Source organism: Paramesorhizobium leguminum, assembly GCF_003217235.1.
In the GTDB taxonomy this organism is placed as follows: domain Bacteria; phylum Pseudomonadota; class Alphaproteobacteria; order Rhizobiales; family Rhizobiaceae; genus Paramesorhizobium; species Paramesorhizobium leguminum.
On sequence record NZ_QJTF01000002.1, the window covers coordinates 267,408 to 291,464 of the forward strand.

The 24,057-nt window shown below is 60.2% G+C and carries 22 protein-coding genes, 1 other RNA gene and 3 pseudogenes; 8 read left to right on the forward strand and 18 right to left on the reverse strand.

Translation table 11 applies throughout. The features are described 5' to 3' along the window. Nucleotide 1 precedes the first annotated feature (1 nt). The 7 genes from mraY to mraZ all read right to left on the reverse strand — a co-directional run bounded on the left by mraY (nucleotide 2) and on the right by mraZ (nucleotide 7,787). Nucleotides 2–1,084, reverse strand: coding sequence for a phospho-N-acetylmuramoyl-pentapeptide-transferase (gene mraY, locus C7477_RS02850; RefSeq protein WP_110748741.1), 1,083 nt, complete (start codon nucleotides 1,082–1,084; stop codon nucleotides 2–4). Nucleotides 1,085–1,165: 81 nt separating this feature from the next. After that, a complete protein-coding gene (locus C7477_RS02855) occupies nucleotides 1,166–2,599 on the reverse strand; it encodes a UDP-N-acetylmuramoylalanyl-D-glutamyl-2,6-diaminopimelate--D-alanyl-D-alanine ligase (protein ID WP_110748743.1) in 1,434 nt (477 codons plus the stop codon). After that, the gene (locus C7477_RS02860) at nucleotides 2,596–4,050 is read right to left on the reverse strand and encodes a UDP-N-acetylmuramoyl-L-alanyl-D-glutamate--2,6-diaminopimelate ligase (RefSeq protein WP_110748745.1); all 1,455 of its coding nucleotides are present in this window, start codon (nucleotides 4,048–4,050) and stop codon (nucleotides 2,596–2,598) included. The genes C7477_RS02855 and C7477_RS02860 overlap by 4 nt, the downstream gene beginning before the upstream one ends. A gap of 97 nt (nucleotides 4,051–4,147) precedes the next feature. Next, a complete protein-coding gene (locus tag C7477_RS02865; protein WP_245411693.1) occupies nucleotides 4,148–5,854 on the reverse strand; it encodes a peptidoglycan D,D-transpeptidase FtsI family protein in 1,707 nt (568 codons plus the stop codon). Further along, nucleotides 5,851–6,243 (reverse strand): cell division protein FtsL, encoded by a 393-nt coding sequence (gene ftsL / locus C7477_RS02870; protein ID WP_110748747.1) that lies wholly within the window; start codon nucleotides 6,241–6,243, stop codon nucleotides 5,851–5,853. The genes C7477_RS02865 and ftsL overlap by 4 nt, the downstream gene beginning before the upstream one ends. A 3-nt stretch (nucleotides 6,244–6,246) precedes the next feature. Then, nucleotides 6,247–7,272, reverse strand: a complete 1,026-nt coding sequence (gene rsmH, locus C7477_RS02875; protein WP_181418319.1) for a 16S rRNA (cytosine(1402)-N(4))-methyltransferase RsmH — start codon at nucleotides 7,270–7,272, stop codon at nucleotides 6,247–6,249. After that, the gene (gene mraZ / locus C7477_RS02880; protein ID WP_110748864.1) at nucleotides 7,269–7,787 is read right to left on the reverse strand and encodes a division/cell wall cluster transcriptional repressor MraZ; all 519 of its coding nucleotides are present in this window, start codon (nucleotides 7,785–7,787) and stop codon (nucleotides 7,269–7,271) included. The genes rsmH and mraZ overlap by 4 nt, the downstream gene beginning before the upstream one ends. Nucleotides 7,788–8,151: 364 nt before the next feature. Here mraZ and C7477_RS02885 point away from each other — a divergent pair, with 364 nt between their 5' ends. Together C7477_RS02885 and feoB are read left to right on the forward strand one after the other, a co-directional pair. Beyond that, on the forward strand, nucleotides 8,152–8,433 hold the full coding sequence (locus C7477_RS02885; protein ID WP_110748749.1) for a FeoA family protein: 282 nt from the start codon (nucleotides 8,152–8,154) through the stop codon (nucleotides 8,431–8,433). After that, the gene (feoB, locus tag C7477_RS02890; RefSeq protein ID WP_110748751.1) at nucleotides 8,426–10,297 is read left to right on the forward strand and encodes a ferrous iron transporter B; all 1,872 of its coding nucleotides are present in this window, start codon (nucleotides 8,426–8,428) and stop codon (nucleotides 10,295–10,297) included. The genes C7477_RS02885 and feoB overlap by 8 nt, the downstream gene beginning before the upstream one ends. On the opposite strand, the gene C7477_RS02895 is transcribed toward feoB, so the two are convergent. Further along, the gene (locus C7477_RS02895; RefSeq protein ID WP_110748753.1) at nucleotides 10,294–10,731 is read right to left on the reverse strand and encodes a type II toxin-antitoxin system VapC family toxin; all 438 of its coding nucleotides are present in this window, start codon (nucleotides 10,729–10,731) and stop codon (nucleotides 10,294–10,296) included. The two genes, feoB and C7477_RS02895, sit on opposite strands and share 4 nt — an antisense overlap. Beyond that, nucleotides 10,731–10,976 carry a type II toxin-antitoxin system VapB family antitoxin gene (locus tag C7477_RS02900; protein WP_110748755.1) on the reverse strand — a complete coding sequence of 82 codons (246 nt, stop codon included), beginning with the start codon at nucleotides 10,974–10,976 and terminating at the stop codon, nucleotides 10,731–10,733. The genes C7477_RS02895 and C7477_RS02900 overlap by 1 nt, the downstream gene beginning before the upstream one ends. 228 nt (nucleotides 10,977–11,204) lie before the next feature. Between C7477_RS02900 and C7477_RS02905 the strand changes: the two genes are divergently transcribed. Genes C7477_RS02905 through C7477_RS02915 form a run of 3 tightly spaced genes read left to right on the forward strand, consistent with a single transcriptional unit; the run spans nucleotide 11,205 to nucleotide 13,367 of the window. Further along, the gene (locus C7477_RS02905; RefSeq protein WP_181418321.1) at nucleotides 11,205–12,539 is read left to right on the forward strand and encodes an Nramp family divalent metal transporter; all 1,335 of its coding nucleotides are present in this window, start codon (nucleotides 11,205–11,207) and stop codon (nucleotides 12,537–12,539) included. Nucleotides 12,540–12,567: 28 nt separating this feature from the next. Beyond that, a complete protein-coding gene (locus C7477_RS02910; RefSeq protein WP_210206128.1) occupies nucleotides 12,568–12,954 on the forward strand; it encodes a DUF1801 domain-containing protein in 387 nt (128 codons plus the stop codon). Further along, nucleotides 12,951–13,367, forward strand: a complete 417-nt coding sequence (locus tag C7477_RS02915; RefSeq protein ID WP_110748761.1) for a DUF1801 domain-containing protein — start codon at nucleotides 12,951–12,953, stop codon at nucleotides 13,365–13,367. The genes C7477_RS02910 and C7477_RS02915 overlap by 4 nt, the downstream gene beginning before the upstream one ends. A gap of 15 nt (nucleotides 13,368–13,382) precedes the next feature. On the opposite strand, the gene rnpB is transcribed toward C7477_RS02915, so the two are convergent. The 5 genes and pseudogenes from rnpB to C7477_RS02940 all read right to left on the reverse strand — a co-directional run bounded on the left by rnpB (nucleotide 13,383) and on the right by C7477_RS02940 (nucleotide 17,025). After that, nucleotides 13,383–13,858, reverse strand: an RNA gene (gene rnpB, locus C7477_RS02920) — RNase P RNA component class A. An 89-nt stretch (nucleotides 13,859–13,947) separates the two neighbouring features. Next, nucleotides 13,948–14,313: pseudogene (locus C7477_RS19465) on the reverse strand (lytic transglycosylase domain-containing protein); the annotation flags it as partial. Nucleotides 14,314–14,988: 675 nt separating this feature from the next. After that, nucleotides 14,989–15,753 carry a peptidoglycan recognition protein family protein gene (locus C7477_RS02930; RefSeq protein WP_110748765.1) on the reverse strand — a complete coding sequence of 255 codons (765 nt, stop codon included), beginning with the start codon at nucleotides 15,751–15,753 and terminating at the stop codon, nucleotides 14,989–14,991. After that, complete coding sequence (locus C7477_RS02935; RefSeq protein ID WP_110748768.1) at nucleotides 15,750–16,460, reverse strand: J domain-containing protein; 711 nt, start codon at nucleotides 16,458–16,460, stop codon at nucleotides 15,750–15,752. The genes C7477_RS02930 and C7477_RS02935 overlap by 4 nt, the downstream gene beginning before the upstream one ends. Nucleotides 16,461–16,608: 148 nt before the next feature. After that, nucleotides 16,609–17,025, reverse strand: coding sequence for a Rossmann-fold NAD(P)-binding domain-containing protein (locus tag C7477_RS02940; protein WP_146226053.1), 417 nt, complete (start codon nucleotides 17,023–17,025; stop codon nucleotides 16,609–16,611). Here C7477_RS02940 and C7477_RS02945 point away from each other — a divergent pair. Then, nucleotides 17,016–17,777, forward strand: a pseudogene (locus C7477_RS02945) (3-hydroxyacyl-CoA dehydrogenase NAD-binding domain-containing protein); the annotation flags it as partial. The gene C7477_RS02940 and the pseudogene C7477_RS02945 sit on opposite strands and share 10 nt — an antisense overlap. 24 nt (nucleotides 17,778–17,801) lie before the next feature. On the opposite strand, the gene C7477_RS02950 reads toward C7477_RS02945, so the two are convergent. From C7477_RS02950 to C7477_RS02965, 4 genes and pseudogenes are all read right to left on the reverse strand, one after another. Then, nucleotides 17,802–18,095: a hypothetical protein gene (locus C7477_RS02950; protein WP_110748774.1), complete on the reverse strand. Its 294-nt coding sequence runs from the start codon at nucleotides 18,093–18,095 to the stop codon at nucleotides 17,802–17,804. Between the two features lie 207 nt (nucleotides 18,096–18,302). Continuing rightward, nucleotides 18,303–18,503 (reverse strand): hypothetical protein, encoded by a 201-nt coding sequence (locus C7477_RS02955; protein WP_110748776.1) that lies wholly within the window; start codon nucleotides 18,501–18,503, stop codon nucleotides 18,303–18,305. A 123-nt stretch (nucleotides 18,504–18,626) separates the two neighbouring features. After that, nucleotides 18,627–20,225: an autotransporter outer membrane beta-barrel domain-containing protein gene (locus C7477_RS02960; protein WP_110748778.1), complete on the reverse strand. Its 1,599-nt coding sequence runs from the start codon at nucleotides 20,223–20,225 to the stop codon at nucleotides 18,627–18,629. After that, nucleotides 20,215–21,657, reverse strand: a pseudogene (locus tag C7477_RS02965) (autotransporter outer membrane beta-barrel domain-containing protein); the annotation flags it as partial. The pseudogene C7477_RS02965 and the gene C7477_RS02960, both read right to left, overlap by 11 nt. Before the next feature lie 653 nt (nucleotides 21,658–22,310). On the opposite strand from C7477_RS02965, the gene C7477_RS02970 reads away from it, so the two are divergent. Continuing rightward, on the forward strand, nucleotides 22,311–22,700 hold the full coding sequence (locus tag C7477_RS02970) for an SPW repeat domain-containing protein (protein WP_110748783.1): 390 nt from the start codon (nucleotides 22,311–22,313) through the stop codon (nucleotides 22,698–22,700). Between the two features lie 162 nt (nucleotides 22,701–22,862). Continuing rightward, nucleotides 22,863–24,056: a BtaA family protein gene (locus tag C7477_RS02975; protein ID WP_425373499.1), complete on the forward strand. Its 1,194-nt coding sequence runs from the start codon at nucleotides 22,863–22,865 to the stop codon at nucleotides 24,054–24,056. Nucleotide 24,057: the final 1 nt, after the last annotated feature.

Below are 24,057 nucleotides of genomic sequence, written 5' to 3' on the forward strand. Positions count from 1 at the left end.
TTTATCTCAGCTTCAGCGTGGAAAGGCCGATCAGCGCCAGGATGATCGATACGATCCAGAATCGGATCACGACCTGGCTTTCCGTCCAGCCCATCTTTTCGAAATGATGATGGATCGGCGCCATCAGGAACACGCGCCTGCCCGTCCGCTTGAACCAGGCGACCTGGATGATGACCGAGAGCGCCTCGACCACGAACAGGCCGCCGATGATGGCGAGCACGATCTCGTGCTTGGTGGCGACGGCCACCGCGCCGAGCAATCCGCCCAGCGCCAGCGACCCCGTATCGCCCATGAAGATGGCGGCGGGAGGCGCGTTGAACCAGAGGAAGCCGAGGCTCGCGCCAATCACCGCGCCGAGCACGACCGATAGTTCGCCGGTGCCGGGAACGAAGTGGATTTGCAGGTAATCGGCGAAGATCGCGTTGCCCGAGAGATAGGCGATGACGCCGAAGGAGGCGGCGGCGACCATGACAGGCACGATCGCCAGCCCGTCGAGGCCATCAGTCAGATTGACCGCATTGCCGGCGCCGACCATGACGAAGGCGGCGACGGGAATGAAGAACAGCCCGAGATTGAGCACGAACTGCTTGAGAAACGGAAAGGTCAGCGACGAGGAGAAAGGCTCCTGCCCCGCGCGCATGATGAACCATCCGGCAATCGCCGCGATAAGAAACTCGATGCCGAGCCGAGCCTTGCCGGAAAAGCCCTTTTCCGACTGCTTGGTGACTTTCAGATAATCGTCATAGAAGCCGATGGCGCCGAAGCCGACCGAGACGAGCAGCGCCACCCAGACATAGACACTGGCGAGATTGGCCCAAAGGAAGGACGAAACCAGGATGCCGAACAGGATCATCAGGCCGCCCATGGTCGGCGTACCCGCCTTCTTGAAATGCGTCTGCGGCCCATCGGCGCGGATCGGCTGACCCTTGCCCTGCCGGATGCGCAGCGAATTGATGATCGTCGGCCCAAACAGGAATACCAGAAGCGCGGAAGTGATCAACGCCCCGCCGGTGCGGAACGTGATATAGCGGAATACGTTCAACCCCGGCATCAGGTCGGAGAAATGGGTCAGAAGCGTCAGCATAGGTATGCCCCCTCAGCGCATGATCCGAAAAAGTTGGCACACTTTTTCAAACTGGATCATGCGACTAAATAACAAAAAATCCTACTCAGCCGCTTCTCGCGGCTCGGCAGGCGGATATTTGGTCATCAGAGCCTTGACGATTCTGGAGAACCCGATTCCTTTTGACGATTTTACCATAACGACATCGCCAGGACGGAGCGCCTTGATCACAAGCGGCTGCAATTCTTCGACGCTCTGCCTGTATTCCGTATGAATTTCAACCGGCAAAGCGGAAGCAAGCACCGACATTTCCGGTCCGCCGATGAAAAGCGCATCCACATCCGCCTCCGCCACCGGCCTGGCAAGGTCGCGGTGCAGTTTGGGCGCGTGGTTGCCCAGCTCCAGCATATCACCCAGAACCGCGATGCGGCGCCCCTCGCCTTCCGGCTTCGCCGCATGGAGAAGTTCGAGCGCCGCCCGCATCGAGGCGGGATTGGCGTTATAGCTCTCGTCGATCAGCGTGATATCCCCATGGGGATGGCGCAGCCTGTGGCGCGCGCCGCGTCCGTCTTCCGGCGTGAGCGTCGCGAGCGCCATCGCCACCTTCGCCATGTCCGCATCGGCGAGATGCGCGGCTCCCAGCACCGCCAGCGCGTTCTGCACGATATGCCGTCCCGGAGCGCCGATTTTCAGCACCGCCTCCTGCCCTGCCAGCGATGCGGTCAGGCAGGAGCAGGTGGGCAGAAGCTTGGTCTTGTCCGCGCGATAGTCGGCGTCGGCCCCCTCGCCAAAGCTGCGGATGTGGATCACGCCCGCCTCTTCCGCCATCTGCATCAGGAGCTCGAAACGCTCGTCGTCCCGGTTGAGAAGCGCGGTGCCACCGGGCTCGATCCCTTCGAATATTTCCGCCTTGGCCGCCGCGATCTCTTCCAGATTTTTGAAATGGCCAAGATGAGCCGGCGCGATCAGTGTTATGATCGCGACATGCGGGCGCACCATCTTGACCAATGGCCGAATTTCATCGGCATGGTTCATGCCGATCTCGAACACGCCGTATTCCGTATCATCAGGCATCCGCGCCAACGTCAGCGGCACGCCCCAGTGATTGTTGAAGGAAGCGGCAGAGGCATGCACCTTGCCCACTTCGGACAGCACATGCCGGAGCGCCTCCTTGGTCGTCGTCTTGCCGACGGAACCCGTCACCGCGATGATCTGAGCCTTGCTCCTAGCCCGCGAGGCGATGCCAAGCCGCGTCAGACCTTCCAGCACGTCGTCCACCACGATCATCGGCACCTGCAGCTTGCCCAGCGCCGGAAGCTTCGCCTCCGCCACCACGATCAGCCCGGCTCCCGCCACCATGGCTGCGGTTATGAAATCATGGCCGTCGAACTGATCGCCCTTGATGGCGAAGAACGCCTCACCCGGCTTCAACGTGCGCGTATCGATGGAAATTCCTGATATGCCTTCCGGCAAGGCGCCTACGGGCCTGCCTCCCATCGCCGCCACCATGTCGGATGAGGTCCAAAGCCAGCTCATTTCAGCCGCTCCTTCAATGCCTGCGCGACTTCCGAGTGATCAGAGAAGGGATGGGTCACACCGCCAATAGTTTGCCCCTCCTCATGCCCCTTGCCGGCGATGATCAGCGTGTCGCCTGACTTCGCCATATTGACCGCCGTGCGGATCGCCTCGCGCCGGTCGCCGATTTCAATAGCGCGGGGCGCCGCCGCCAGAATCTCCGCGCGGATCGCCGCCGGCACTTCCGAGCGCGGATTGTCGTCGGTGACGATGACCACATCGGCAAGCCGCGTGGCGATTTCGCCCATCATCGGGCGCTTGCCGGTGTCGCGGTCGCCGCCGCAGCCGAAAACCACGATGACGCGGCCCGTGGTGAACGGGCGCACGGAAGCGAGCACGTTTTCCAGCGCGTCCGGCTTGTGCGCGTAATCGACATAGGCGGGCGCGCCATCCTCGGTCGCCCCGACGAGATCGAGGCGCCCCGGCGCGCCCTTCAGCCGCTCCAGCGCCCGCATCGCAGCCGCCGCCGGAACGCCCGTCACGATGGCAAGCCCCGCCGCGACCAGCGCGTTGGCAACCTGGAAATCCCCGGCGAGCGGTAGTGCAATCTCGTGGATATCGTCGCCGATCCTCACCTCTGCGTGCTGGCGGGAGCGTTCATGCTCGACACGCTTGAGCGCAAGGAACGTGCCCTTGCGCCCGACGGTCAGAACCTCATTGCCCGCCGCCTTCGCCGCTTCGATAGCCTGCTGCGAAAACTCGTTATCGGCGAAGATGATCGCCGGCGCGCCCTTGGGCAGGAGCGTATCGAACAGGCGCATCTTGGCGGCGAGATAATCCTCGACCGTCGGATGATAATCCATGTGGTCGCGTCCGAGATTGGTGAACGCCCCGGCGGCGAGCTTCACCCCATCGAGACGGCGCTGATCGAGACCGTGCGAGGAAGCTTCCATCGCCGCATGGGTGACGCCCTCTTCCGCCAGTTCGCGCAGGATGCGATGCAGTTCCACCGGATCGGGTGTCGTCAGCGAGCCGTAATCGCTGCGCGTCGGCGAGAACACGCCCGTCGTGCCGATATTGGCGGCGGAAAATCCCGCATCCGCCCAGATTTGCCGGGTGAAAGAAGCGATGGACGTCTTGCCGCTGGTGCCGGTGACGGCGACCATCATCTCTGGCTGTTTTCCATGAAAGGCGGCGGCGGCAAGCGCCAGCGTGCGGCGCGGGTCTTCCACGCGGATGACCGGCACGTCGGGAACACCGATGTCCGCATCGCGCGGAGCAATGATCGCGACAGCGCCCTTGGCAACAGCGTCAGCCGCAAACGCGCCGCCATCGGCTTTCACCCCTTTCAGCGCGGCGAAGAGATAGCCCGGCTGGACTTTACGCGAATCCGAGGTGAGCCCGGCGATCTCCATCTCCCCGGCAGCCTGGCCGGCAAGAGGGACGAGATCGGCGATATCCTTCAATTTCATATCAGGTCCAGACATGTTCTCTATAAGCATGATCCCCAAAAATTGCAGGCTTTTGGGAGAAGATCATGCGGCTCTTCACTAGCCGCGCCGCCGCGAATCAATCGTTGATAGCGGCATCGTATGAAACCAGCATGGGGGCCGCTTCTTGGCTAAAATCGGGCTTTACCCCCAGAAATGATGCGGAACGGCGGATAATATTGGCGACCATCGGCGCGGCGTTGAGGCCAGCGGTGGCCGCGGCCTGCCCCGGTTCCGGCTTCGGCTCGTCCACGATGGTGAGCACGATATAGGTCGGATCGTCCATCGGAAAGGCCGCGACGAAGGCATTGAACCGCACATCCTTGGAATAGCGCCCCCCCACCACCTTTTCCGCCGTGCCGGTCTTGCCGCCGACGCGGTAGCCCTGAACCGTGGCGCGCTTGCCCGAACCACCCTGCGCGTTTGCATTCAGGCGGTAAAGATAGCGCATGTCCTCCGACACTTGAGGGTTGACCACCTGCATGGCGACCTGTGCCGCTTGCTCCTGCGTACGCGGCAGGAAGGTCGGCTGGATGAGCTTGCCGCCATTCATGAGCGCCGCCGCGCCCACCGCCGTCTGCAGCGGCGTGGTCATCATGCCGTGACCGAACGAGATGGTCATGGAATGGACCTTCTTCCAGACCTTCGGCTCCACCGGACGGGCGATCTCCGGCAGTTCCGTCTCCATGCGGTCGAGAAGCCCCATCCGCTTGAGGAAGGCGCGGTGCCCATCGACGCCGACAAGCTGCGCCTCATGGCCGGAACCGATATTGGAAGAATAAAGGAAAACCTCCGTCAGCGTCAGCGGGCGTCCCTTGCCGTGAAAATCACGGATGGTCTGGCGGCCGAACCGCAACGGCCGCGATGCATCGAACACGGTTTTCAATGTCGCCCCGGCATCGAGCGCCATGGCGGTCGTAAAGCTCTTGATCGTCGATCCCATCTCGTAGGTGCCCGCCGACATGCGATTCAGATGGTCCTTGTCGAGCGCGTTGACGGGGTTGTTGGGATCGAAGTCCGGCACCGACCCCATGGCGAGCACTTCGCCGGTCTTGACGTTCAGGACCACGGCGCCCGCCGCGATGGCGCGATAGCGCTGCAAGGCCTGGACGAGTTCGTCGCGAACGATATGCTGCACGCGCAGATCGATGGAGAGCCGCACCGGCTCCAGCGATTCCTGCGCGGCAAGGCCCGTCGACTGGAGATCGGTCAGCCCTTGGCTGTCGATATATTTCTCCATTCCCGCGATGCCCTGATTGTCGATATTGACAAGGCCGAGAATGTGCGAGGCGGTGGGGCCGCCGGGATAGAAACGCGTCTTTTCGGTGCGGAAGCCGACGCCGGGAAGCCCCAGCGCCATCACCTGGCTCTGCTGCTTCGGCGTCAGCCCGCGCTTGATCCAGATGAAGCCCGCACCCCCCTTTAGCTTGCGATAGGTCGCCTCCCAGTCGAGATCGGGCAGCACCGTCGAGAGAAGCTCGATGGTCTCATCAGGGTCGACGATGCGCTTCGGCTCGGCATAGAGCGAGAACGTCTTGATATCCGTCGCCAGCACTTCGCCGTTGCGGTCTACGATATCGGGCCGCGACGCAAGGTTCTGCACCGCCGGCCCGCTGTAGCCGGCATCCTCGCCGCTCTGCATGGCATAATAGACGAGCCGCCCGCCGATGACGGCATAAATGCCGATGAAGCAGCTCATCGCCATGATCAGGCGATTGCGGGCACGGTTGCCGCTCTTCTTGCGAACGCCCTCGATGGCCAGGTTCTTCTGGACGGGCGCGCTCACTGGCCCTGCTCCACGCTGCCGGTGGAGATAGTGTCAGTGCCGGCATTGTTGATGATTGCCAGAAGTTCGTCGCTCGACGAGATGATGTTCTGGATATCATCAGCGGGACGTTCCGGCACTTCACCGACGCTGACGATCTGCTTCGCGTCGATCGGCGCAAGGTTGAGTTCGGACTGATAGATTTCCGTCAGTCTCTGCAAGCGGTTCGGCTGGGTAAGCAGGCTCCAGTCCGCCTTGAGCAGCGTGATCGTATCCTTTTCCGCATTGATCTTGCGCTGCAGCGTGCGGATGTCGGCCATCCGCTTCTCCGCGTCATACTTTATCTTATAGGTCACGGTCGCCGCCGCCAGCATGATCGTGATCAGGATTATGTCGAAGGTACGCAGCACTGGTCAGCCCCTGTTCAAATCGTGGGCGTCGGGCAGCTTCGGCAGCCCGAAAATGGAAAAATCCGCGGCAAGCGGCGGATTGGTGGTTCTGATGCCGGCGCGCAACTTGGCCGAGCGCGCGCGCGGATTGCGCTCCTCTTCCTCTTGTGAAGGGCCAACCACGCCCTTGCCAAGCGGCGTGAAACTCGGCAGACGCTCCACCACCTGCGGCAGATGGCGCGACCCGCCGCTGCCGCCCAGCCGGTCGGTGAAGAAGCGCTTGACGATGCGGTCCTCCAGCGAGTGGAAGGTGACGACCACCAGTCGCCCGCCCGGCTGAAGCACACGCTCAGCGGCGAAGAGTGCCCGCGCCAACTCGCCCAGCTCATCGTTGACGAAGATGCGCAGCGCCTGGAACACCCGCGTCGCCGGATGAATCCGGTCCTTCGGATGCCGCCCCACCAGCGCCTCGATGGCATTGGCGAGATCGCGGGTACGCGTGAACGGTTCGCTCACCCGGCGCTTCTCGATCATCCGGGCGATGCGGCCGGCATTTTTCTCATCGCCGAGAAAATTGAAGATGCGGGCGAGATCACCCATCTTCAGCCGATTGACCACATCGGCAGCCGTGACGCCCTCGCTCGACATGCGCATGTCGAGCGGCCCGTCTTTCTGGAAGGAAAAGCCGCGTTCCGCCTCATCGATCTGCATTGAGGAAACGCCGATATCGAGCACGATGCCGTCAGTAACACCCTCGACCAGCGTATCAAGCTGCGAAAAGCGCCCTTGCACAAGCGTCAGCCTGCCCGGAAACTCCCGTTCCATGGCGCGGCCCGCCGCAATCGCGGTGGGATCGCGGTCGATCGCTATGACGGAAGCGCCGCTATCCAGAATGCGCCGCGTATAACCGCCCGCGCCGAACGTGCCGTCCACGATGCGCTTGCCCGCTTCGGGCTGCAGCGCTATAATGACCTCGTCGAGAAGAACCGGAATGTGACGGGCCGGTCCGCCATCGGCCTGAGAATTATCCCCGCCGTGGCCCGCCATCATTCCGCTCCCCCTGGGGACGGGTAGATACCCGCCCCGCCTGCCGTTTGCCGCTCGGCTTGCCGCCTGTCGGCCAATCTCGCCCGCACCCGCGCGCGGTGTTCCTCGAAACGCTCCGGCTGCCACATCTGGAAATGCGTGTTCGCGCCCGCGAACGTCACCTCCGATGCGATGCCCGTATGCTCCCGGATGAAATCCGTCATCGTGATGCGCCCATCCTGGTCGAGCTTGAGAAACGTGCCGTCCGCATGGAGATAAAAAGACATGTCGTCCGCCGTTTCCGCAAAAGGATCCTCGTTTGTCAGCCGCCCGTCGTAGCGCGTCAGGAAATCCGGCCCACCGACGTCCAACGCCGGAAGATGGAGCGAGCGCAATGCGTAAAGCTCCACATGACCGGCATTCTGTATCCCAGCATTCTGTATCCCAGTCTTCTGTATCAATGACCGGAATTGCGCCGGAACGGAGACCCGCCCCTTCGCATCGATCCTGTTCGTTACATGACCCAGAAACCGGTCCACCACTGACTACCGCCATTTCCGCCGCAAAAGGCTCGCCGGTAAGCGCGCGAATAACCACCGTCCACGGCGATGCCGGGAAACGCGCTAACGAACGAAAATTTCTGACGTTACGAATGGGTATCATGGGCTGATATGGGCGTCAACGGGATGTGGGTGCAGGATACGGGAATGGCCACCCACGGAAGGCGGCATTTTCCCCTTTCCTGATTTATCGAATATTAAGCTTAAGGAACCGTTAGCCTGAACTCCCGCCGCCTGCCTGAAGCGCTGCTCTCCGACTCCTCACAAAAACCTGATTTCTTTGTTCAAGTTAATTTGTGCTTGTAGTGCGCCCCTGTTCCGCAACGTAAACAGGACCTTGTACATGGACCGGCAAGAACTGACGCCTCTAGGGTCGGCGCCCCGCGGCTATCGCGGCGTCATTCATCGCATCGAACCTTCCGCAAACACCTCCAGTTTGCCGGCGGATGAAATCGAGCGCCGCCTGCTTGAGCTTGGCTTCAGCGAGGGAGCGGAAGTCCTGGTGCTGCACGAAGGCCCCATTGCCCGCGATCCCATTGCCGTGCGCGTCGGCTGCGTAGTCGTCGCGCTCCGCCGGCAGGAGGCTATGGCCATTCTCACCCACGAAAGCCCATACCATGCTTGATACGACGAAGCAGGCTGTACGCCGCATCGCGCTTGTCGGAGCGCCGAATTGCGGCAAGACGGCATTGTTCAATGCACTGACGGGCAGTCGGCAGAAGGTCGGCAACTATGCCGGTGTGACCGTCGAGCGGAAAAAGGGCGTCGCCTTGACACCCGGTGGCCGTTCCCTCGAAATCGTCGATCTTCCGGGCACCTACTCGCTGCGCGCGCGCAGCCCCGATGAGGAAATCACCCGCGACGTGGTGCTTGACCGCAGACCGGCCGATACGCCGGACCTGCTGCTCGCCGTCGCCGATGCCACAAACTTGCGCTCCGCCTTCCGGCTGGTATGCGAACTCGTCCAGACCGGCAAGCCGCTAGTGCTGGTGCTGAATATGATCGACATTGCGCGCCACCGTGGCATCGAGATCGAGACGGACGCGCTTTCCCGGCAGCTTGGAATTCCCGTCGTCGCCGCCTGCGCGGTCCGTCGCGCCCAGATGGCGGATTTGTGGCAGTTGCTCGACCAACTGTCCGAGACGCATACATTTGCCAAACGCGAGAACAACTGGTCCGAGCCGTCGGCCACGCAATTACGCAATTTGCAACGCGAAGCCGATCGACTGATCGCGCAAGCGGTTCGCTATCCCGAAAAGCCCGATAATTTGACGACACGGATCGATTCCGTGCTGCTGCATCCCGTCGCCGGTCTGCTCGTTCTCCTGACGGTGCTCTTCTTGATGTTTCAGGCGGTGTTCGATTGGGCGCAACCGCCAATGGACCTGATTACATCAGGATTCGATACCATTGGCACCCTGATCCAGCACCTGCTCGGACCGGGATTGGTGGAAAGTTTCCTGGTGGACGGCGCCATCGCGGGGGTCGGCAGCGTGGTCAGTTTCCTGCCGCAGATCCTCATCATGTTCCTGTTCATCCTGTTGCTGGAAGACCTGGGCTATATGGCGCGGGCGGCCTTCCTCATGGACAGGATCATGGGCGGCGTCGGCCTGCATGGCCGCGCGTTCATCCCACTTCTATCGAGCTTCGCCTGCGCCATTCCCGGCATCATGGCGGCGCGCGTGATCGATAACCGGCGCGACCGGATGACCACCATTCTGGTCGCCCCATTGATGACCTGTTCGGCCCGCATCCCCATCTACACCCTCATTATCGCGGCGTTCATTCCGGCTCACCGGGTTGCAGGCTTCCTCAGCCTGCAGGGGCTGGTCATGTTCGGCCTTTATGCGGTGGGCATCGTCAGTGCGCTCGGCGTATCCTTGGTTGCCAAGCTCATCTTCTGGCGCAACCAGCCTGCCCCGCCCTTCATGCTGGAACTTCCCGATTACAAGCTGCCGCGACTGAAAAACGTCCTCATCGCCTTGATGACACGCGTCAAGATGTTCCTTCATCGCGCGGGCACGACGATCTTCACCATGACGGTGGTCATCTGGTTTTTGGCGACGTTTCCGATGGCGCCCGCGAACGCCACGCAACCGGCGATTTTCTATAGTTTCGCCGCCATGATCGGCCACCTGATCGAGCCTTTGCTCGCCCCTATCGGCTTTACCTGGCAAATGAGCGTTGCGCTGGTTCCCGGTATGGCCGCCCGGGAGGTTGTCGTCGCGGCGCTGGGCACCGTCTATTCCATTCAGGGCGGCGCCGATGCGGCGCTGCAAGTGGGCCATGTGCTGGCCAGCCAATGGACCCTGCCCACCGCCCTTTCCTTCCTGGCCTGGTACATTTTCGCCCCGCAGTGCACCTCGACGCTGGCGGTTATCAAGCGCGAGGCCGGCGGCGCGCGCTGGATGTGGCTATCCTTCGGCTACATGCTCGCGCTGGCTTATGTAGCGTCGTTCATCGTCTACCACATCGCGCTGGCGGTTTAGGCGGGCTGGATATCGGTGCGAGAAAAATCATCGCCTTTGAAGAGCAGCGGGAGGCCATGTTCTTTCGCGCAAGCATAGGCAAAACAATCACCGAAATTGAGCCGCGCCGGATGTCCAACGAAGCGGCCGAAGGTCCGCGCCGCCTCAAGCGCCTTATTATATAGCAAGCCGCTTACGGCGATATCTTGCGCACCGATATCGTCGAGAAACGCTTCAACGTCCTTCTGCACTTCAGCGATCAACTCAGGCGGGGTAGGAGAATTATTGCCATTTCGCCGAATGGACGTGATCCTCGCTATGCTCACGACCGCTTCGAATACCGTTAATGAAGAATAATAAATGGCTTCCTCGGTATTTTTGATTTTAGTGGCGAAATAGTTGGCATCATTTTCTCTTGCAAGAACAGCTACGATTGCCGATGCATCCAAAAACATCAGATTTCCCACCCTTCATCCATGAAGGCTTTCATGTCGAAATCAACTTTATGCGGTCCCATACGCGCCTGAACCCTATCCTGAATTATCTTTATGCGCTCTTCGAGCGGTATTGCTTCCCGCGCGCGCGTGAGTTCGTTTTCCAAAGCACGCCTGACAGCCTCGGTTTTATTCGGGGCCTTGGTTAGTTCCTGCACCTTTCGTGCCAGCGCATCCACTTCATCGTCGCGTATATAGAGTGGCATTGGGCTTTCTCCTTCTCGCATATGCAAGCATTCTAGACTGAATATACGTTTAAGCAAGACATCGCAGCTTGTAATCCATCGTCCTCGTCCTGCTCCCTACCCTCTTGACTCCATCCTCGCCCCATTATTAATTGCAAATAATTTGCAATTGCATTTTCAGGATCGAGCAGCATGGATCAGCACGTATCGGGACCGGTGAAACACGCGTCGGGTGAGCCGCCTCGCGAGATGACGCTTATGGGGTGGCGACGGGAGCGCGGGGATGCCTCGCTGTCGGAAGTCCACCGGTCGATTGCCGTGCGCAAGACCGGCCCGAACTGGCGCAAGGCGCTTGCGTTCTTCGGTCCGGGCTATCTCGTTGCCGTCGGCTATATGGATCCCGGCAATTGGGCCACCTCGCTCGCCGGCGGTTCGCGCTTCGGCTATGCGCTCCTGTTCGTCGTCCTTCTCTCCAACATCATGGCGGTGATCCTGCAGTCGCTCTGCGCCCGCCTCGGCATCGCCACGGGCCGCGATCTGGCGCAAGCCTGCCGCGACGCCTATCCGAACTGGGTGGCCTGGCCGCTCTGGTTCTTGGCGGAAATCGCCATCTGCGCCACCGATCTTGCCGAAGTGATCGGCACGGCGATCGGCCTCAACCTGCTTTTCGGCATTCCGCTGGAAATCGGCGTGGTGATCACGGCGCTCGACGTGTTCCTCGTGCTTTACCTGCAGAACAAGGGTTTCCGCCGGGTCGAGGCGCTCATCATCACCCTTCTGGGCGTCATCGCGGTGTGCTTCGTCATCCAGATCGTTATGGCAAATCCGGTATGGGGCGGAGTCATACGCGGCTTCGCGCCGACGACGAACCTCTTCACCAATCCGGACATGCTCTATCTCGCGCTTGGCATCATCGGCGCGACGGTCATGCCGCACAATCTCTATCTCCATTCGGGCATCGTCCAGACACGCGACTACGGCGAGACGGAGGAAGAAAAGCGCTCCGCCATCCGCTACGCAACGCTCGATTCCACAATCGCGCTCACCTTCGCGCTCGCCATCAACGCCTCGATCCTCATTCTCGCCGCCGCCAGCTTCAACGCCACTGGCCATACCAATGTCGAGGAACTGGGCGATGCGCACACGCTTCTAAGCCCCTTGCTCGGCTCGGCAATCGCGCCCAGCCTCTTCGCCATTGCGCTTCTGTGCTGCGGGCTGAACTCCACCGTCACGGCAACCATGGCGGGGCAGATCGTCATGGAAGGCTTCCTGCATATCCGCCTCGTTCCCTGGCTGCGGCGCCTTATCACCCGTGTCATAGCCATCGTGCCTGCCGCCGTCATCACCGTGCTCTATGGTGAAAGCGGAACGGCGAAGCTTCTTATTTTTTCGCAGGTGATCTTGAGCCTGCAACTGCCCTTCGCCGTCATTCCGCTGGTGATGTTCACCGCCAACCGCGCCAAGATGGGCACGTTCGTTGCCTCGCGCTGGATCACGGTTCTCGCCGCCATCACCGCGGCAATCATCGTGGTGCTGAACATGAAGCTCCTCTTCGATTTCGTCATGGGTTATGGTGCGGGGTGAGACCCAACACGCCAAGGAGGAGGTTCAAATGGCTGGCGAGGAGAATCCGGCTTCAGCGCTGATCGATGGACGGATAAAGGAACTGGGCGGCTGGCGGGGCGAGACTCTCGCAAAGGTTCGAGAGATCGTCCGGTCAGCCGATCCTGAAATCATCGAGGAATGGAAGTGGGAAACCCCGGTCTGGTCGCGGGGCGGCATTATCTGCACCGGAGAGGCCTATAAGAAAGCCGTCAAGCTGACCTTCCCCAAAGGGGCGTCGCTCGACGACCCCATGGGTCTGTTCAATTCCAGCCTTGAGGGCAAGGTCCGGCGTGCCATCGATATCCACGAAGGCGGGAAGATTGACGAGGCAGCCCTTGCCGATCTCATCCGCGCGGCGGTGGCGCTGAACCTGGAGGGGAAGAAGAAGCCATGACCACGCCCGAGCAACCGAAGCTTCTTTCCGGCGGCAACCCGCAAATTGCGAAAGGCTATGGCGATGCCCCGGTTCAAGCCTATATCGCGGCCATGCCGGGCTGGAAAAGCGCCATCGGACGCCGGATCGACGAGATCATCGTGCGCACCGTCCCCGGCGTTCGCAAGGCGGTCAAATGGAACTCGCCGCTCTACGGGGTCGGCGCCGAAGACCACTGGTTCCTCGGCATCCATTGCTTCACGAAATACATCAAGGTGAGCTTCTTCAAGGGCGCATCGCTCGATCCCATCCCTCCGGGCACCTCCAGGCAAAAGGAAGTGCGCTACCTCGATATCCATGAGGGCGAATTCGACGAAGCCCGGTTCACCGATTGGGTGAAGCAGGCAAGCCTGCTGCCGGGCGAGAAGATGTAGAGGCCGAAATATAAAAATGTCAGTTGGCCTGTAAGCCGGGTTCTGTATGGCTGGGCTTGCGCCCAACGTGGCAGCCATTCATCTGGGACGGATGTCGCCACCCGCCTCTTGCAACCTACCCGGACGGCTGATCCGGAAACTGATCGCCGGGCTTTCACCCGGCACGCCGTCCCTATTCGGTCTTGCTCCCGATGGGGTTTACCGTGCCGTCGCCGTTGCCGGAGACGCGGTGGGCTCTTACCCCACCCTTTCACCCTTACCCCGTCATCCCTCGCGTCTTTTTTATGTGCATGATCTTATCCGAAAAGTCTGCAACTTTTCGGGATCATGCCTCTGAGACGCGACGGAAGACGGGGCGGTCTGCTTTCTGTGGCACTTTCCCTGGGGTCGCCCCCGCCGGGCGTTACCCGGCATCGTGTTTCCATGGAGCCCGGACTTTCCTCGCCTGCCGCCTTTCGGCATATGACAAGCGCGGCTGCCCGGCCAACTGACATGATGGTATAAAGGTGCTTCGCGCCCGAAATGCAATAAAAAAGCCGGGCGAGAACCCGGCTTTTCCAACAATCTTGGTATTATACGCTTAGAAGGAGCGCATATAGACCTTCACCTGGTTGCAATACCGGGCCGAGATCGGGTTCATGCGCGTCGCGCCATGGCCGGCATTGTATTTCAGGATCGTGCCGCAGACCGATCCGCCGGAGAGCCGCTGCGCCATGGCAAGATACTTCATGCCATACTGCACATTGGTCACGGGGTTATAAAGTCCGCGCGCCGTTCCGGTATAGCCGAGGCTGCGAGCCGTCGAGAGCTTGACCTGCATCAGGCCGATCTCGCCTGCCGAACCGCGCACATCCGCGTTGTAATCGCTCTCATGGTGAACCACTGCGTGAGCGAGCGATACCGGAACGCCATAGGTTTCGGCGTAATGGTTGATAATGCCCGAGTAAGGCTTGTCTTCCGCCGCGGCGGGAACCTTCGCTGACGCATGAAACAGCTTGCCAAAGAGTCCGCTATCGGAATCCTTCTGCGTCACGACATCGTCGCGCACCTTGATATTCACCGGGATCCTGCCCCAGGAAACGTGCTCGACCCGGCCCCTTTCCGACCTGGACACGCGAACCTTCCTGTCGGAAACAGGTTCAACCCGCGCTTTTTCCGTTTTCCGCACAGTCGATTTGCGCAAAGCAACGCGTGTTTTCGCGCGGTGCGGTTCCGTTTTGACCTCGGAGGTTCTGACGATGTGCGCCACTCCCTCTCTCTGGGTCTTCTTGTTTGCGAGAACGTGCCGCTTCTGGGCCACGTGATGCTTCTCGTGAATTGGAGCACTATGGGCCGCATTGAGGCCAAGCATTCCCATTGCGCCAACAACGGCGCACACAAAATTAATTTTTTTACTCATACCCTAACCGTTTTCACTGTTTTCGGTAGTGGACCGCCCCTTTCTTAAAAACGCCGGCCCGGCTTGTCCCTGCATGACAAAATGCCACAGGAAACTGCCCGTTGATGTGACGGCGAAATGCAGCCAGAGATTGGCCCGCCAAGTAACTTTCCATTAACCTATGTAACAAACAGCCCGAATCCGCCAACCAAGCGGAACGGTAACCGTATAATTTTCAATAGCTTAAGCTGAATATACCGGAAGGGCAGAAAGAAGCCGATGCAGCGTTTCGATGGTCGAAACATCGGCTACGCCGTCCACTTTGCCGGCGCGAAAATGGCGCTGGAAGGCCTTTAAGGCAGCTTCCGTCTCTATTCCGAGCACGCCGTCAAGCGGCGTCTGGTAGCCATAGAGCGCCAGCATGGACTGCAGCGCCTCGACCGGTTGCCCCCTGTCGCCAGCGGCAAGAAAGCGCCCTCCCCGGATCGGCGACGGCTCGACCAAATGGCCGAGCCCAGCGCGATGTAACCGCCGCCACGGGAACTTTTCGCCCGGATCGATCTTACGCATGGGCGCGATATCGGAGTGGGCCAGAACCCGTTCCGGACGGATCGAATGGCGGGCGCAGATATCCTTGCCCAGTTCAATCACCGCCTCGATCTGCTTGTCTGCGAATTCAGGAAAATCGCGCAGCGGTCCCGGATTGACGATTTCGATGCCGATCGAACAGGAATTAATGTCGGTCTCGCCCTGCCAGAAGCTCTTTCCCGCATGCCAGGCGCGCTCGCTTTCCGCCACCATCTGCACGATGCGGCCATCCTCATATACGACGTAATGCGCGGAAACCTCGCTCTCGGGGCTTGCCAGCAGCGCCTCCGCCGCCTCCCCGCTTTCCATGCCCGTATAATGCATGATCAGGATGGAAACCCGCTTGCCGTCCTTGCGCGGGCCGAAATTGGGTGACGGGCGGACAGAAGCCCCTTTATAATCGGGAATGAAACCGCTCATGCCGCTTTCAGCGCTTTCTCGATCTTTTCCCACGCGCCATTGATCGCCGCGATGCGGTCGTTGGCGATGATGAGAAACTCCCTTGGCACGCCGCGGGCGACCAGCCGATCCGGATGGTTCTCGCTTGCCAGTTGGCGATAGCGCCGGCGGGCCTCGTCGAAGCTCGTCCCGCGCGGAAGCCCCAGCACCGTATAGGGATCGGCCTCGCCCAGATGGACATGCCTCGCGGCTATGGCCTCGAAATGCGCCTCGTCGAAACCGAATATTTCCCCGACGCTGGACAGGAACGCCAGTTCCTTCTCGTGCACATAGCCGTCTGCCTTGGCGATATGGAACAGCCCGTCGAGAATATCCTGCAGACAAGCGCAGTTCTGGTGTCCCGACCCGCAAAGCGACGCCATCTGCGCCGCATAGCTCTCGTATCCCGCAATATCCTGCTTCGCCAGATTATAGAGGCGCGCCACATGGGTGCGTTCAGATTCGGGGATTGAGAATATCTGCTGAAACGCCCTGATCTCGTGATCGGTGACTATCCCGTCCGCCTTCGCCATCTTGGCCGAAAGCGCGATCATGGCGATGGAGAAGGAAACCCGGCGCCGCGTCTCAGGATCGCCCTCGAACGCCGTGCGCACGGCCTCGACGAGGCTGGTGAGAGCACTCGACGCCAGAGTGGCCACGAAATCACCGACGCGAACCCAGATCGACATTGGGGCTTTCTGCTAAAAGGAAATGGCGAGACAATCACCAGAACGGAACGATTCATCTATAAATGAGGCTGGGAAAAAGCGGGAGTCCGATTTCGGGAATAATGTTTTCAGGATGAGCGCATGATGTACCCCAAGCTGAACGCGGCGCCTAAGCCGCAGCCTTCTTGGCAGAAGTTCCAGTCCGGTCCAGCTTCTCACCTAGCCACTCTGCGACAGTACGTGGCTCGATGTTCAATTGGCGCTGCGCGCTGGTCTTCTCTGCGATGATGTCTTCGGACACACCTGCCAGGGTGTTGTAGAACTTGACTATGCCCGCCGCCGCACCATCGCCGAGTAAGGGCGCCATCAGGGAGCCGAATTCATCCGGGGTTATGGTTTTGAATGACACATCGTGCCCAAGCTGTTTCGCAAAACCATCCGCCAATTGCGGCCCTCTGAGGCCCGGAAGCTGGCCGACGCCCACGAGGCCCGTAATCTTGGTATCCGTGAGCAGGCGCGCGGCGACATCCGCCACATCGAGATGCGAGCACCACGAGGCAGGGAAGTTCTTGAATAATCCTGTCACGGGTCAGCCTCGTGCCCATGCAGGATGCAAAAGATGCGCTCTCATCGGCCACCGCAATCTTCGAGGCCCTGCCTGAAATACTTGATATCAAGCGGCAAGCCTTGGCGCGCGCTTCTGAACTCGCCGGCCCCTCGCCGATCATAGCATCAACGACATCGACCATTCTGGTGGATGATATCTCCAGCGCCGTTTTGCACCCCGAGCGCTTCCTCAACGCGCATTGGCTGAACCCCGCCTACCTCATGCCATTGGTCGAAATGTCGCCCGGCAAGCAGACCGACCCGGCCGTGACCGTGCGCCTGAAGGCGCTGCTTCAAGCCATCGGCAAGATGCCCGTCATCTGCGCGGCCAAACCAGGCTACATCGTGCCGCGTATCCAGACCTTGGCAATGAACGAAGCGGCGCGCATGGTGGAGCAAGGCGTCGCCAGCGCCGACGATGTCGACACGGCGACCAAATACGGCATCGGCCTCCGCTTCGCCGTGCTGGGCATGCTGGAATTTATCGATTGGGGCGGGGGCGACATCCTGTTCTATGCCGGTAACGATCTGGCCAAGGAACTGAACAGCCCGTGCTACGCCTCCCCCGAAATCATCAGGCGCAACATGACTGAAGGCCGTATCGGCCTGAAGACGAAGCAAGGCTTCCTCAATTATGAAGGCATGGATATAAACGCTTATCGCGACAAACGCCTGAAAGCGTTCGTCGCGATGCTGCATTTTTTAGATCTGGTCAAGCCGCCAGCCGTGTGACTGGCGACCAAGTCAAAACGCTTATTACTGCACGCCCAGCGCCTTCTTGGCCTCGGCGGCAGCGGCATCACCGGCCTGCTGGATCAGGGCATCGCTCTGGCCGGCGGCCTTCGCGGCGGCTTCCGCCGCTGTGCGCGCATCGTTGACGGCGGAAGCCTTCTGCTCCGGTGTCATCGAATTTGCCAGCTCCTCGGCGGTCTTGGTCACGTCGTTGGCAACCGCCGCCGCCGTGTTGCCGCCCGCGCCCGTCTCGCTCTCGCTGCAACCAGCAAGAAACACAAATGAAACTGCGGCCATCGCAAGAATTATCTTCTTCATGATACAACTCCGAAATTGGTTTCCTAAATTTTCCGCAGTCTGTTCTTCCAAGAAACGCGGGAAATCGGCTTTGTATTAAAGTATAATTCTAAGGCAATATTTAATTTCACCGCGAAATATTTAAATTTACAAAAGAAAACGCCCAAGCCATTAGACTTGGGCGCTCTTTCTATACGGTATTTCTACGAACTATTACTGGCTTGAATGTTACTGGCTTGGCGTCGTCGTGCCTGGCTGCGCTGGCGTTGACGGCGCGGTATCGTTTGCTGGCGGCTGTGCCGGCGTGCTTGGCTGGGTTGCCGGAGGCTGCTCTGCCGGCGGCGTGGCGTTGTTTTTGCCGCTGTCATTGCATGCCGAAAGCCCTAGCACCGAAAGTACGGCAACCGATGCGATCAGAAACTTCTTCATGGCACTCTCCTATTCATCCATTCCTTGGTTGTCCCCAAGGCAGAGTAGCGTCGCCTACAAAACAGGCAATCTCGTGAATGGTTCACTCAACTTGCGTTACATTCTGTTACATGAACTTACACCTCACCACCTCACCTTGAGTCCGAGGTTGCCATTAAGCTTGTAGCTGTCGGCGAAGTGTTCGAGGCTGGTGTCGACGGAAACCTCGCCATAGAGCGCATATTTGCCATCAGCCCAGTTATAGGTGCCGCCGACGCCGACGCCGCCCCAGAGACGTTCGTTCTGCGAGGCGAAGGGAACGCCTGCCACCACGATCTTGCTCGCCTTGCTGAACTCATAACTCAGATTGGCGATGGTGTAGACCTCGGCCCTGGTCAACCGGCCCTGGGCATCGCGCCAGGCCTGGCCGTAATCGGCGGAAAGTCCAAGCCGGCCTTTCAGGCTGTTTGTCTCGTCGTGGATGACATGCGCGCCGAAAGTGTCAGTGAAGCCATCGAACTTCACCTGCGACCAGGATATCTGTGCCTGCGGTGTGACCGTCCAGTTGGGATTGACGGCGATCCGCTTGCCTGCTTCCAGGCTCAGCACATAGCCGAAGGCGTCATTGTCATCGGCAAGCGTGCGCCGCGCCGTGTCCGAGGTCAGGTCATTGCCATACCAGGTGGTCTTCGCCTGCGCATCGGCATAGATTCCATTATCGCCGTACCAGGTGAGCGTACCGCCCAATCCGTAGCCATTGGCATCGACGCCGCCTTGTCCGTGCACCGAGCCCATGGTGGCCTTGGCATAGCCGTAGTGCGCGGTCAGCCCGCCGATCACGCTGCCCATTTCATCCTCGTAGAGCTTGCCGTCGAGCCCCGCCTCTACTTTATAGGTATTGGTATCATACCGCGTGGCGCTGGTGGAATAGCGGGGCTTGAAGCGGCCATGCGCGCTTTCGATCCGGCCCCAGATATTCGTGCCCGCATCGACCGCCGCACCGGCCTCCGCAGGCGGTGCCGATGTACCGGGCCCGTCGCCCTCATTGAGTTGAGGGTTGGTCGCGCCGCGCCAATAACGGTTGCCAACGCGCTGGCGCAAGGTTCCCACACCGTTCAACTCCTGCAGCACCTGGGAATAGGCCTCATAGACCGGCACGCCGGGCTGGTAATGCGGAGGCGGAGGTGGTGGAGGCGGAGGTGGCGGGCAATTGCTGCCATGGCACGGCGGATTGGTCAGTTCCGAACGCAGGTACCAGTCGCCATCATTAGGATCGCCGAGACCGCCCTTGTAGAGCCGGTAGGCATAGGCGCCGCCCACCACCGCCTGATCGCCCTGAAAGATAAATTGACCTTTGAGGGTAAAGTCGCCATCCGAGGCGCCATCGACGGTAACGACCCTGATGCCATTGGTGGTCTGCGCGCCGCTGTTTGGATCGAGATTGATGACAGCGAGGTTCGAATTGCCCGATGTGCCGCCTTTTGACGTGCAGATTGTCGATGACGGTATTATCGCCGCCCAGCGTGCCGGCCAGATAGACCGTGCCGCCCTGCCCGGCGTAATCGCCAGTGACGGTGAGCGTGGTGCCGGGCATGGCGCCGGGAAGCCGCACATTGCCGGCATTGGCAAGGCTAGAGATCGTCTGGTCATGCCCCTGGAGGTCCAGTGTCGCTCCGTTTGCCACGGAGAAGGCGGAAGATTGGCTGAAGACATTGGCCGCGCCCGCCGCAAGCGTGCCCGCATTCACCGCCGTGTTGCCCGTATAAGTGTTGACGCCCGACAGCACCGTAATGCCGGAGCCATCCTGCTCGACATTGCCGTCCCCGCTGATGTCGTTACCGAAGTTGAACGTGTCTGTGCGGTTGAACGCCAGCGCGCCGCCCGCAAGATTGACCTGGCTGGTGCCAAGATTACCGCTCGTGCCGCCATCACCCACCTGCAGCGTACCGTCGGAAATCGTGGTCGTGCCCTTGAATAGGTCGTTGGCGCCCGTCAGCGTGATCTTGCTGCCCGTACCGCCTGCCTGCGTCAGCGCGCCATCGCCGCTGATGACGCCATCATAAACATAGGCATCGGAGCGGTTGAAGACCAGCTTGGCGCCGCTGTCGATTTCGACGCGACTGCCTATGCCGCCGAGCGTGCCTGTTGCGCCGCCATTGCCGACCTGCAACTCTCCCGCTGCGATCGTCATCTGGCCAGTATAGCCGGTATTGCTGCCGGTAAGGATCAGATTGCCGCCGCTGCCCGACTTGGTGAGCGGGCCCGTACCGGAAGCGCCATCGGTGATCGCGCCGGAAAGTGTCAGGTCGGCATCGGTCTCAAACGTACCGCCGCCCGCATTCACGGTGACCGCGCGCGCCATATTGGTGATGGCGGCGGTGTTTTCGAGCGTGCCGCCATCAAATGTAATCCCGCCGATCGCCGCGCCGAGATTGCCATCCACGGAGATCGATACGGTCCCGCCTCGGATGAAAGTGCCGCCTTGATACATGTTATTGGCCGCTAAGGTGAGTGTCCCACCGCCGATTTTGGTCAGGGCTCCCGCACCTGTAAAAGCCGAAGTCGTATCGGTGTCAGCTCCGAAACCGGCACTATCAATTGTCAGGCCGCCTGCATCGATGTTGAGCTCTGTTCCCGAAAAGCCAACGATCGCTAAGCTCTTGCCGCTCGCACGCAAAATGCCGCCGTCGAAATTGACCTGGACCGCGCCTCCTTTCCAGTTTTCCAGCCTGGCTGTTGCCAGTACGCCGCTGCCATTAATGTTCAGTATCGCACTGCCTGCCGGATTGGTTAGATCCATCTCGGCTGTGGTGACAACTCCGTGATCCTCGATGTTGAGTTGGCCGCTTGCCCCCGGATTCCATCCAATGACAAAAATGGAAGCGTTCCACTGCGATCCTTGGCCCGTCACCGTTGCCGTTCCTGGGCTATAATTGCCAACCACGGCACCACCAGTCCCAGTTACAGCAATGATGCCTCCGTTGGAAACGGTCAATGTACCATCGACGCCAAACACCGTGTCGATGTTGTTGTCCGTCGTCGCATTCCAGGTCGCCCCGCTCGTCACGGTCGCGCTGCCCTGAATAGAGATACCGCCCCCCACCGCCGCCCCCGTAGGCGTTGACGACAAAGTGCTTCCGTTCTGAAGTGTCAGATTGCCGGCGGGGCCAACCATTATGTCCGCCGTCTCCCCCTGATCCGCGCCCGAAAGGCCCAGTACAGTCGGTTTGTTCACCACGTTGATCGTCGTATTTGTGCTACTGGTCGGGCGGTTCCCCGTTGACCAGTTCCCGTCCTCCAGCCAGTTGGTAGGATCAGCGGCATCCGCGCCGGTCCAGCTAACCTGAGCCGAGGCGTTCGAGACAGAACTGGCGAGGACAACAATCAGCGTCAATAGCGCGCGGGGGGGGGGGAGACAATATCATATATTTCCGGCGCATTTGGGCCTGCCCTCATGAACAAATTTAAGTTTACATAGTATAATTAGAAATTATTACTAATTAATATTGAATAACTTAGATTTCATTAAGTATGCTTTTGGGATTGTATTTTGTTTTGGATGGGTGGCGGCGTTGAAATACCGGTTCCAGGTGCCCCCTCTGGCTTGCCGGCCATCTCCCCTGGAAGGAAGATTAGCTGATATGACTTTTGCCAACATCGATGGAGGCCAATCTACCCCTGAAATCATTGTAAAAAATCCCATTGTCCGGTATATTATATATTGCTGGTTGTGCGTAGAGCATCCGTCCGAGGAGTTCGAGCCATTCGCACCAGACACTCCTCGCGGGTACCCGGTTACGCATGACGCAGCCTGAAGGAGGAGCTATCATGGCTATCACCCATCACATAGGCGCCAAAAACATTGGCCGCATACGACTGGTCCGGCATCCGGGCTGGGAGGATAGCGCCATTATGGCGCTCGGAGCCATCATTTTTCTGTCGTCGCTGTTCTTCTCGGTAACCGACAGCATGGCTGTTGTGGTCAATACCATGCTCACCGGCGCCGTCATCGTGGCTCTCGGCATCATGGAAGTGGCAATCCTGCGCCGCTGGGAGGAGGCGCTGGCCTTTCTCGCCGGCTTGTGGACGATCGCTTCGCCCTATGTCATCGGCTATATGGACCCGTTGCGCACATGGCATATCGCGCTCGGTGTGCTCGTCGCGCTGATCGCCGCCCTGCAACTATGGCAGGACCGCAACCGCCGGCTCGAAACATAAGCTGGACAAATCCAGCGCCGTCGGAGCTTCGGCCCCGGCGGCGCCGTCACGAGCCTGTTACACGCCGGTGCTACCCGGTGCGAATTCTCTTAACCAAGGGATTCGCGCGACATGCCCGCAATCAGGATCAAACAGCCCGGCAATGAAAAGGTGAAACGCGCCATGCAGCGCAATTCGCTCTTCTCGAAATCCGGCATGTCGGAACGGCTCTTCGCCCATCTGTTCAAGGGGCTGGTCTATCCGCAAATATGGGAAGACCCCGAAGTCGATATGGAGGCGCTGGAAATCGGCCCCGGCCATCGCATCGTCACCATCGCGTCCGGCGGATGCAACGCGCTGTCCTATCTCACCGCCGATCCGGCTAGCGTCGAGGCGGTCGATTTGAACCCGGCGCATGTGGCCTTTAACAGGCTGAAGCTCGCGGCGCTTGCCCATCTGCCCAATTATGACGCCTTCTACCGCTTCTACGGCACGGCGGATGACAAGACCAATTTGCAGGCCTATGAACGTTTCATCCGCCCGCATCTCGACCCGCAAAGCCGCGCCTATTGGGAAAAGCGGATGCTCTCCGGCCGCCGCCGCATCTCCATCTTCTGGCGCGATCTCTATCGCCACGGCCTGCTCGGCGTGTTCATCGGCATGGGCCACCGCGTCGCCCGCCTCTATGGCATCGACCCGCGCGATATCCTGAAAGCCCGGACCATCGAGGAGCAGCGCACCTTCTTCGATACCGCGCTTGCCCCCCTTTTCGATAAACGCATGATCCGCTGGGCGACGACGCGCAAATCCTCACTTTTCGGCCTGGGCATTCCGCCGCAGCAATATGATGCGCTGGCGACATCAGGCAATGGCGACATGGCGACGATCCTGCGCGGAAGGCTGGAAAAGCTCGCCTGCGGTTTTCCGCTGGCCGATAATTACTTCGCCTGGCAGGCTTTCGGGCGCGGCTATAGCAGTGACGCCGAGACCGGCCCGCTCCCGCCCTATCTCTCCCGCGCAAACTTCGACACGGTTCGCGCTCGCGTAGCCCGCATGAGCGTCGTCAACGCCTCCTATACCGAACTCCTCGCCGCCAAGGCAGATAGCACGGTCGATCGCTTTATCCTGCTCGACGCGCAGGATTGGATGAACGACACGCAGTTGAATGACGTCTGGCGCGAGATTACCCGCACGGCGGCACCCGGCGCGCGCGTCATCTTCCGCACCGCCGCCGAGCCGAGTATCCTGCCCGACCGCGTCGATCCGGCCATTCTGGGTCGCTGGGACTACCGCGAGGAACAATCCCTAGCGCTCCACGCGCGCGATCGCTCCTCCATCTATGGCGGGTTTCACCTCTATTGCCTAAAGGGCGCCTGAC